Here is a 9097-nt window from a genome sequence, read left to right as displayed (position 1 = left end):
CTCACCCGCCGTACGGCGATCAGGTCCCGTCCACCGGTCAATGCCGGAAAGAGCGCCGTCGTAGAAGGCTGGACACAGCAGGCCGCCGAGGTCCAAGCCCGAGAGGACACGCTCATGCCACCGGTCATCGAGGTACGCAATCTCCGCAAGCGCTACGGGAACAACGTCGCGGTCGACGACGTCTCGCTCACCGTCCAGGAGGGCGAGATCTTCGGCATCCTCGGCCCGAACGGCGCCGGCAAGACGACGACCGTGGAGTGCGTCGAGGGCCTCCGTACGCCGGACCGGGGCGAGATCAAGGTGCTAGGGCTCGATCCCCGCCGGGACCGCGCCGAGCTGACCCGGCGGCTCGGCGTGCAGTTGCAGGCTGGGCAGATCCAGGAGCGGCTGGAGGTCGCCGAGGCCCTGGAGCTCTACAGCTCCTTCTATCCCGACCCGGCCGACTGGCGCGAGCTGATGGAAGGTCTCGGCCTGGCGAGCAAGGAGAGGACCAGGTACGCCAAGTTGTCCGGTGGCCAGAAGCAGCGGCTCTCCATCGCGCTGGCGCTCGTCGGCAGCCCCCGGGTGGCGATCCTCGACGAGCTCACCACCGGCCTCGACCCGCAGGCGCGGCGCGACACCTGGGACCTGATCGAGAGCGTGCGTTCGCGCGGCGTGACGATCGTGCTGGTCACCCACTTCATGGAGGAGGCCGAGCGGCTGTGTGACCGGCTGGCGCTGATCGACGCGGGCCGCGTCGTCACGGTGGACACCCCGGCAGGGCTGACCGAGCGGGCCCGCATCGAGCAGCGGATCCGGTTTCGCCCGTCCAGGCGGCTGGACGACGAGCTGCTGACGAGCCTGCCCGACGTCTCCGGCGTCACCCGCAAGGGCGAGTTCGTCGTCGTCAACGGCAACAGCAACGCGCTCAACGCCGTCACCGCCGTACTGGCCCGCAACCAGATCGTGGCCGAACGGCTGCGCGTCGAGCAGGCGAGCCTGGAGGACGCGTTCGTCGAGCTGACCGGGAAACGCCCCGGCACCACCGCGTGAACCGAACCGAACCGACGCGGCCCGGTCACGAAGCGCAGCCCGGCCACGAAGAGAGGACGTCATACCCATGTCAGCCCTGAGCACGGCCGTCCCCGTCACCGCCAAGCGCGGTTCCGCGACGTGGAGGCTCACCAAAGCCGAGATCAAGCTCTGTGTCCGGGAGAAGACAGGTCCCCTGTGGGGGGTCGGCTTCCCGCTGGTCCTGTTGATCATCCTCGGCAACGTCCCCGTCCTGAGGGAGCCCGTGGAGGCCGGTGGCGGCCTGACGTACTTCGACCTCTACGTGCCGGTCATCATCCTGTTCAACCTGGCGATCCTGGCGCTGACCGCCCTGCCGACGATACTCGCGGGCTATCGGGAGAACGGCGTGCTGCGGCGCATGCGGACCACGCCGGTCGGCCCGGCCCGCGTGCTCGCCGCCCAGCTCGTGGCCAACCTCGCCATCGCGCTCGTCGCGGTGACCCTGTTCCTCGCCGTGGCCAGGCTCGGCTTCGGCGTCCATCTGCCGCGGAATCTCGCCGGCTTCGCCGTCGGCTGGCTGCTCGCGGCCGCCGCGCTGCTCTCGATCGGCCTGATGATCACCGCGCTGGCGCCCGGCCGCGGCCCGGCCACGGCGATCGGCACGGTGCTGTTCTTCCCGATGATGTTCTTCGCCGGGCTCTGGGTGCCGATCTCGCAGATGCCCCCGCTGATGCGGGACATCAGCCACTACACCCCGCTCGGCGCGGGCATGCGGGCGTTCCAGGAGGCCGCCTTCGAGGGCCACTTCCCGTCCGCCCAGCCCTTGTTGACCTTGGCGGGTTACGCGGTCATATGCTCGGTCGTCGCGGTCCGCTGGTTCCGCTGGGAATAGGCGCCGGGAGCAGGCACCGGGCACGGGGTCGAGGCGGAAGGAGAGGGATGTGAGCGGGCAGACGTCGGAGCCTTGGAACGCGAAGCGGGGACAGCACCCCTTTCTGCTGGTGACCGTGGTGCCGTACACGCTGCTGGCCGCCCTCGTGGTTTTCAAGGTGATCGTGGAGCGGTCGGCGGGCGACGACTCCCCGCTCGTCGACCTCGGTCTGTGCGGGCTGGCCGCGGGGTGGATGCTCGTCACGTTCACCCTGCGCCCCGCCTGGTGGGAGCGCCCGCTGATCATGGGGGTGTTCTTCACCGGCCTGGTGGTGATCACCGCGATCCTGGTGGCGCGGGACCCCGCGTTCGGGTTGTTCACCCCCGCCTCCTACATCTACGCCTTCACCGTCCTTCGCTGGCCGTGGCGGCTGCTGGGCGTGGCCGCCGTGGCGGTCGTGGCCGGGGTCGCACAGGCGTCCGACGTACCCAAGACCACCGCTCTCGGCCTGACGATCTCCGCGATCATCGTTGTCGTCAACATCGTCATGATGTGCGTCACCGCCTGGTTCCTCCAGATCGCCGAGCGGGAGAGGGAGCAGCGCCTCCAGGCCCTCGACGAGCTGAGCCGGACGAACCGGTTGCTGGAGGCGACGCTCGCCGAGAACGCCGGCCTGCACGCCCAGCTGCTCGCCCAGGCCAGGGAGGCGGGAATCCTCGACGAGCGCCGGCGGATGGCCCGCGAGATCCATGACACGCTGGCCCAGGGACTCACCGGGATCATCACGCAACTCCAGGCCGCCGAGCAGATGCACGACGTCCCCGCGCAGTGGCACCGCCCCTTCGAAGCCGTGAAGACGCTGGCGAGGGAGAGCCTGGTGGAGGCCCGGCGCTCGGTCGACGCGCTCCGGCCCGAGCCGCTGGAGACCGCGCGCCTGAGCGAGGCGCTCACCGACGTCGCCGGCCGGTGGTCGACGTTGCACGGGCTCGCCGTCCAGGTCACGACGACCGGCACGGTACGGCCGATGGCGCCGGAGACCGAGTTCGCGCTGCTGCGTACGGCGCAGGAGGCGCTGGCCAACGTGGCCAAGCACGCGCACGCCACCAGGGTGGGAGTGACGCTGTCCTATTTGGAACACGAGGTGGCGCTGGACGTGCGTGACGACGGCAGGGGCTTCGACCCCGGGGGTCTCGAAACCGGCGCGTCGCGGCCGTCGTCCCGCGACGGAGGGTTCGGCCTGACCATCATGCGGCAGCGCGTCGAGGGGCTGTCGGGGAGCCTGCGGATCGAGTCCGAGCCCGGCGTCGGCACCGGGATCTCGGCCTGTGTCCCCACCCTGCCGGCCGGGAGCCCCGCATGACCGATCGCACGGCCGAGCCTCCGATCCGGTTGCTGATCGCGGACGATCATCCCATCGTCAGGGACGGGCTGAGCGGCATGTTCGCCTCCGCGCCCGGATTCGAGGTGCTGGGTGAGGCCGCGGACGGCGCCGAGGCCGTGCGGCTCGCCGGGGAGCTTGAGCCCGACGTGATCCTGATGGACCTGCGCATGCCCGTCATGGACGGGCTGACCGCGATCACCGAGCTGACCCGGCTCGGCGTCACCGCGCGGGTGCTGGTGCTGACCACCTACGACAACGACACCCACGTACTGCCGGCGATCGAGGCGGGCGCGACCGGCTACCTGCTCAAGGACTCTCCCCGGGAGGACCTGCTGCGCGGCGCGCGGGCCGCCGCCAGGGGCGAGAGCGTCCTCTCCCCCTCGGTGGCGGCACGGCTGATGAACCGGGTCAGGACGCCCGCCCCGCAACTGCTCAGCCAGCGGGAACTGGAGGTCCTCGAACTCGTGGCGGCCGGGAACACCAACCGCGAGGCGGCCGCCAGGCTGTTCATCACCGAGGCCACGGTCAAGAGTCACCTGCTGAACATCTACGCCAAGCTCGGCGTGAGCGACCGGGCCGCCGCCGTGGCCGAGGCGTTCAACCGGCGGCTGCTCACCCCCGAGGCGCGGGAGCCGTCCTGACACGGCCCGGCCGTCCGTCGCCGGCCCACCCGAGCGGGCGGGCGCAGGTCGTTCCCCGCTGAACGTCAGCGGGGACCTTGGCGGCGACCTTCACCGCCACGGTCACACGTCGGCCACCGTGGGTTCGATCCGGTCCTGGGTGAGGGGGCGTTTTCGGAGCCTCGCCGACCGCGAGGCCGCCCTCGTGTCGCCCGGCTGGCACGCCATGGGGGTCCCGTGAGGCGGGGCGAGGGCGGGTCGTCAGGTTGTCCGGTCGCGGGTGTGAGCCGGCCGGTCGGGGGCGACGCCTTTCCCGATTCGTGATGTTCGCCACTGTGGTGGTCCGGGCTCAGGGGTCGGGTGTGGGGTGTCCGCCCAGGTCATGGCGCGGTTCGGGTGCTCCCTCGCATAGCCGGGGGATCGTCGTCCGCAGGTGAAAATCGGGTGACATCTCCTGCCGCTTGCCGGAATGTTGTGGGCGAGCGATGAGTTTTGTCGGTGGTGACGGTCATTCTTTGCGTGACCACAACTTCTGCGAGACCCAGGGCTGGCACGCCAGCCATGACCGTGCCATATCTGACTACCCTTGATTGAGGTAACGTGCTCAGCCCCCAGCTCGACTCACCCGCCAAGCCCGCGACCGCCACCCCGGGTCGCACCCCGGCTGTGATCCGGCTGCTGGTGCTCGCCACGTTCGTGGTCATCCTCAACGAGACGATCATGATCAACGCGATCCCGCGGCTGATGAGCGCACTGCACATCACCGAGCAGACCGCGCAGTGGCTCTCGACCGCCTTCATGCTGACCATGGCCGCCGTCATCCCGGTCACCGGATGGTTCCTGCAGCGGGTGTCCACCCGCGGCGCGTACGCCACCGCGATGGGCCTGTTCCTTCTCGGCACGGCGCTGGCCGCCGTCGCGCCCTCGTTCGAGGTGCTGCTGGGCGCCCGCATCATCCAGGCGTCCGGCACGGCGGTGATGATGCCGCTGCTGATGACCACGCTGATGCAGGTGGTGCCGGAATCGGACCGGGGCCGGGTGATGGGCACCGTCTCCCTCGCCATCTCGGTCGCGCCCGCCATGGGCCCGACGGTCTCGGGAGTGATCCTCCAGCTCGGGTCCTGGCGGCTGCTGTTCGCCGTGGTGCTCCCCATCGCCGCCCTGATCACGTGGCGCGGCCTGAAGCAGCTCAAGAACGTCGGGGAGCCCGAGTTCAGCACCGTCGACTGGTTGAGCGTGGTGACCGCGGCCGCCGGCTTCGGCGGTCTGGTCTACGGGCTCAGCCGGTTCGAGGGCGGTGACGTCGCCTTCGCCACCTCGATCGTGGCGGCCGGCCTCGCCGCCATCGCCGTCTTCGTCTTCCGCCAGCTGTCGTTGCAGAAGCGCGGCGTGCCGCTGCTGGACCTGCGCACCCTGCGCTACCGCACCTACACGGTCTCGCTGATCCTGATGTCGGTGGCCTTCATGGCGATGCTCGGCTCGATGGTCCTGCTGCCGCTCTACCTGCAGAACGTCCGCGAGCTCAGCGCCCTGCAGGCAGGGCTGCTCGTGATGCCGGGCGGTCTCGCGATGGGGCTGCTCGGCCCGGTCGTCGGCCGCCTGTTCGACCGGTTCGGCGGCCGGGTCCTGGTCATCCCCGGCGCGATCGGGATCACGCTCGCGCTCACCGGCTTCGCCCTGGTCACGATGACCATGCCGTTCTGGCAGCTCCTCGGCCTGCACGCGCTGCTGATGGTGAGCCTGGCCGCGACCTTCACCCCGGTGTTCACCCTCGGGCTCGGAGCGGTCCCGCCGCCGCTCTACTCCCACGCCAGCTCGATCCTGAGCACCCTGCAGCAGGTTTTCGCGGCCTTCGGCACCGCACTCGTGATCACCGTGATGAGCGCGCGGGCCGACGTCCTGAAGTCCGAGGGGACCACCGAGGTGCTCGCCACCCTCGGCGGCATGCGGCTGGCCTTCGTCATCGGCGCGGTGCTGTCCGTGGTCGTGGTCGTCACCGCCCTGCTCCTGCCCGCCCGAGCGGACGGCACCGGCGAGAGCGACGAGACCGGCGAGACGGACGAGAGCGACGACACGGACGAGAGCGACGAGAGCGAGATCGAGGAGACCCGGCCGGCGATACAGCCGGTGTGACGACGGCGGCGGCGGCGGGAGAAGCGCGACGCCGCGACGGGTGGGGGCGGCGCGGCGCCGATCGATTCGATCCCGTCCGGTGACCGATGTCCCACAACCGATGCCCCGTAACCGGCCGTGCCCGTTACGGCCGTCTCGCCGCCCGAGCCCGTGCCGCCCTGCGGCGGGCCGTCAGGTCGCCCCGGTGGACGGGGCGGGCGGACCGGGCGGGGCAGGCGGGGTGTGGTGGTTGCGGAAGGTGTTCCGGTAGGTCTCCGGGGGCACGCCGAGGGCGCGGTGGAAGTGCCGCAGGGTGGCCGCGGTGCCCATCCCGGTGCGGGCCGCGATGTGCTCGACGCTGTCGCCGGTGGCTTCGAGGAGTTCCTGGGCGCGGTGGACGCGCTGGGTGTGCAGCCAGCGCAGGGGAGTGACGCCGGTCGCCGCGGTGAACGCCGGGTCAGGTTGCGGGTGCTCATGTTCGCCTGACGGGCCAGGTCCGACACGGTCAGCGGCTGGTGCAGCCGCCCGCTCGCCCGGTGCAGCAGGGCGGCGAGCGCGTGGCCGGTGTCCACGGCCGTGATCATGGTCGCATGAACGGACAACACCGGGCGATCGCGGTCTTCGGCGCCTACGGACACACCGCCGCCTTCGTAGTCGCCGAGCTGCGCCGGCGCGGCCGCGAGCCCCTCCTCGTCGGCCGGGACGCCGCCAGGCCGCACGCCGCCGCCCAGGCCCACCCGGGGGCGCGGGCCAGGGTCGCGTCCGCCGCGGATCCCGCGTCCCTGGACCGCGCGCTGTCGGGCGCGGCGGCGGTCGTCAACTGCGCCGGCCCCTTCGCCGGCACCGCGCTCCCCGTGGCCGACGCGGCGCTGCGCGCCGGCATCCCCTACCTGGACGTGGCCGCGGAGCAGGCCGTCACCGTGGAGATGTTCCAGCGGCGTACCCGCCAGGCCCGCGACGCCGGAGTGGTGGTCGCCCCGTCGATGGCGTTCTACGGCGGGCTGGGCGACCTGCTGGCCAGTGCGGCGATGGGCGACTGGCCGGTCGCGGACGACATCACGATCGCGATCGCGCTCGACAGCTGGCGGCCCCCGGCGTGGCGGGGCGACCAGCTCCGGGCGGCGGTAGCCGAGGGCGGGGCGGCCGGTGACGCACCCGAGGTCGACGACGAAGGAGGCGGCCTCGTCGGGGGTGATCCGCAAGGTGTCCGCGCCAGCTGGACCGGGGTGAGAGGTTCCCTGTCGCAGACCCCGCACCTGGCCCGGTTCCGCCGGATCCGCAACGAGGGTCTCGCGTCCTTCTTGTGGGGCGGCCCGGTCCGGGGACAGTCCCACAGGGCGGGATCGTCGGCGGTGGCGGAGCACCCCAGCCGGAGAAGGACCGGCTCGACCGGCATGGCGTTCGCCTGGGCCAGCCTCCGGTAGCCCGCCAGGTCGGTGCCGGGCCTGACGATCTCGTCGGCGTCCGGCCGGCGGAGCCTTCTGTGGACGCCGATCCGCCTCCGGATCTCGTGGAGGTCGATCCCCTGGTCCGGTGAATCCCTGCCGTCCGGTTCCGGTTCGCGGCCGGTCGAGAGGAAGGGGAGGCGTTCGGCGCCCCGGATCCCGGCCACGAGCGCGAAACACAGGAGAGCGGGCTCGACGCGGCCGGGCGGGACCAGGCGCAACCTCGGCGCGTGGCGGATCATCGACACCGCCTCCCGGCCGAGGCTCGTCCCGGCCTCGAAGGCCGCGTACGGCAGGTGGCCCGGATCCTCCCCGCCGACCTGGGCCCACACCAGGCGCTCCGCCGGGCTGCCCGCGTCGGCCAGCTCGCGCCCCTCGTCGCAGGCCCGCTGGAAATCGAGCGGCACTCCCCCGACCTGGATCTCGATCCATCGTTTCGCCAGGCCGCAGACGGCGGCGTAGTAGGCGATGACGTCGGGGCCCTCTCCCGCCACGAACAGCATCCTGGAGCGCTGGTCGAAAATCGTCAGGCCCCGGCCGGTCCACGCCTCCATGACGGCGGCGACGTGGTCCTCGGGATCGGCGGGCAGGGTGACCGTGAGGGCGTCCTTCCCCGAGGACGCGGTCTTCGGCCAGTCGGAGGACGAGAGATTCGACCAGCTGACGATTACCTGACTGTCCCGGCCTGCCATGATGCTCCTGGCCGTACCTGGATCGCATATTGGATTTTTCGGCATAATGCCACGAAAGCCACCGGCCTTTCGGCGAAATCGCGCTTGAGTCGTCGACCGTCGTCAGGGAGCCGCGCCCGGCCGGGGTGGGTCCCGCGCCGCGGAGGCCGTGGCCCGCTCGACGGGGGATACCTCGTCGAGCCGCGGGTGCTCCCGGCGATCGCTCCCGGCCGCCGCCCCGCTGAGGCGCCGGGGGCTTCCTGTTTCCCGGCCGCGCCGGAACGGCAGGGGCGAGGGGTGTTTGTGTGTCGTAGTACACGCTCGGCGCTATGTGTGTGTTTGTACGCAGAACGGGACTTTCCGCCCGCCTAATGTCAGTGCTGTCCGGAGCGCGGCACCGAGAAAGCGCACCGGGCGCAGGTCAACCGGGTTCTTCCCGAACACCCTCGCTCAAAGGAAATCCCTCATGCGTAAGCTTCGCAGCGTCCTGGTAGGCACGGCCCTGGCCGGCGCTCTGGCGGCCGGTATCGTCGCCGCCCCCGCCCAGGCCGCCACCGCGACCGCCGCCGGCACGGCCTCGGTCGCCCAGGCGCAGTACACCAAGCACTGGTTCTCCGGCTACTCCGACTTCGGCCGTGGCGAGTCGCGCGGTGAGCGCTCCTACTACAAGGGCTACTGGTACTACTCCAAGGGCCGCTACTACTTCGACATCAACACCTGGGACCGTGACCGCGACCGGGAGGACACCTTCGTCGACTTCTACTACCACGACGACCGCGGCTGGCACAATCGCCGCTTCAACACCGGCGGCCACCACGAGTGGAAGTTCAGCTACAGCGCCAAGGGCGGCTTCGACGGCTTCCGCGTCCGCGTCGGCGAAGGCCGCCCCGGCGACTTCGACTGGGGCAGCTACGACCGCGACTCCTTCTGATCCCTTCGTGAGGTCGTGACGCGCCTTTCGTGAGGTCGTGACACGCGTCGCGTTCGAAGGGCGGGGGTGACCG

At 71.2% G+C, this 9097-nt stretch carries 8 protein-coding genes and 1 pseudogene; 8 read left to right on the top strand and 1 reads right to left on the bottom strand.

Annotation, left to right across the window (positions count from 1 at the left end; translation table 11 throughout):
• Window positions 1-114 precede the first annotated feature (114 nt).
• From ACSC1Q_RS37130 to ACSC1Q_RS37110, 5 genes are all read left to right on the top strand, one after another.
• The gene (locus tag ACSC1Q_RS37130) at window positions 115-1032 is read left to right on the top strand and encodes an ABC transporter ATP-binding protein (protein WP_436763408.1); all 918 of its coding nucleotides are present in this window, start codon (window positions 115-117) and stop codon (window positions 1030-1032) included.
• A gap of 67 nt (window positions 1033-1099) precedes the next feature.
• Window positions 1100-1885, top strand: a complete 786-nt coding sequence (locus ACSC1Q_RS37125) for an ABC transporter permease (RefSeq protein ID WP_436763404.1) — start codon at window positions 1100-1102, stop codon at window positions 1883-1885.
• 49 nt (window positions 1886-1934) lie between these two features.
• Window positions 1935-3224: a sensor histidine kinase gene (locus ACSC1Q_RS37120; protein ID WP_436763403.1), complete on the top strand. Its 1290-nt coding sequence runs from the start codon at window positions 1935-1937 to the stop codon at window positions 3222-3224.
• Window positions 3221-3886: a response regulator gene (locus ACSC1Q_RS37115; protein WP_436763402.1), complete on the top strand. Its 666-nt coding sequence runs from the start codon at window positions 3221-3223 to the stop codon at window positions 3884-3886. The genes ACSC1Q_RS37120 and ACSC1Q_RS37115 overlap by 4 nt, the downstream gene beginning before the upstream one ends.
• Before the next feature lie 579 nt (window positions 3887-4465).
• The gene (locus ACSC1Q_RS37110; RefSeq protein WP_436763401.1) at window positions 4466-5998 is read left to right on the top strand and encodes an MDR family MFS transporter; all 1533 of its coding nucleotides are present in this window, start codon (window positions 4466-4468) and stop codon (window positions 5996-5998) included.
• Between the two features lie 171 nt (window positions 5999-6169).
• On the opposite strand, the pseudogene ACSC1Q_RS37105 reads toward ACSC1Q_RS37110, so the two are convergent.
• A pseudogene (locus tag ACSC1Q_RS37105) lies at window positions 6170-6540 on the bottom strand (helix-turn-helix domain-containing protein); the annotation flags it as partial.
• Window positions 6541-6567: 27 nt separating this feature from the next.
• Here ACSC1Q_RS37105 and ACSC1Q_RS37100 point away from each other — a divergent pair.
• The 3 genes from ACSC1Q_RS37100 to ACSC1Q_RS37090 all read left to right on the top strand — a co-directional run bounded on the left by ACSC1Q_RS37100 (window position 6568) and on the right by ACSC1Q_RS37090 (window position 9024).
• The gene (locus ACSC1Q_RS37100; protein WP_436763400.1) at window positions 6568-7401 is read left to right on the top strand and encodes a saccharopine dehydrogenase NADP-binding domain-containing protein; all 834 of its coding nucleotides are present in this window, start codon (window positions 6568-6570) and stop codon (window positions 7399-7401) included.
• A gap of 489 nt (window positions 7402-7890) precedes the next feature.
• Window positions 7891-8097: a hypothetical protein gene (locus tag ACSC1Q_RS37095; protein WP_436763399.1), complete on the top strand. Its 207-nt coding sequence runs from the start codon at window positions 7891-7893 to the stop codon at window positions 8095-8097.
• Window positions 8098-8559: 462 nt separating this feature from the next.
• A complete protein-coding gene (locus tag ACSC1Q_RS37090; RefSeq protein WP_436763398.1) occupies window positions 8560-9024 on the top strand; it encodes a hypothetical protein in 465 nt (154 codons plus the stop codon).
• Window positions 9025-9097 lie beyond the last annotated feature (73 nt).

The organism is Streptosporangium heterodermiicola (genome assembly GCF_051390675.1).
Lineage (GTDB): Bacteria > Actinomycetota > Actinomycetes > Streptosporangiales > Streptosporangiaceae > Streptosporangium.
The sequence above is the reverse complement of the archived record's forward strand: the minus strand, read 5'-3'. Positions and strand labels throughout refer to the sequence as shown.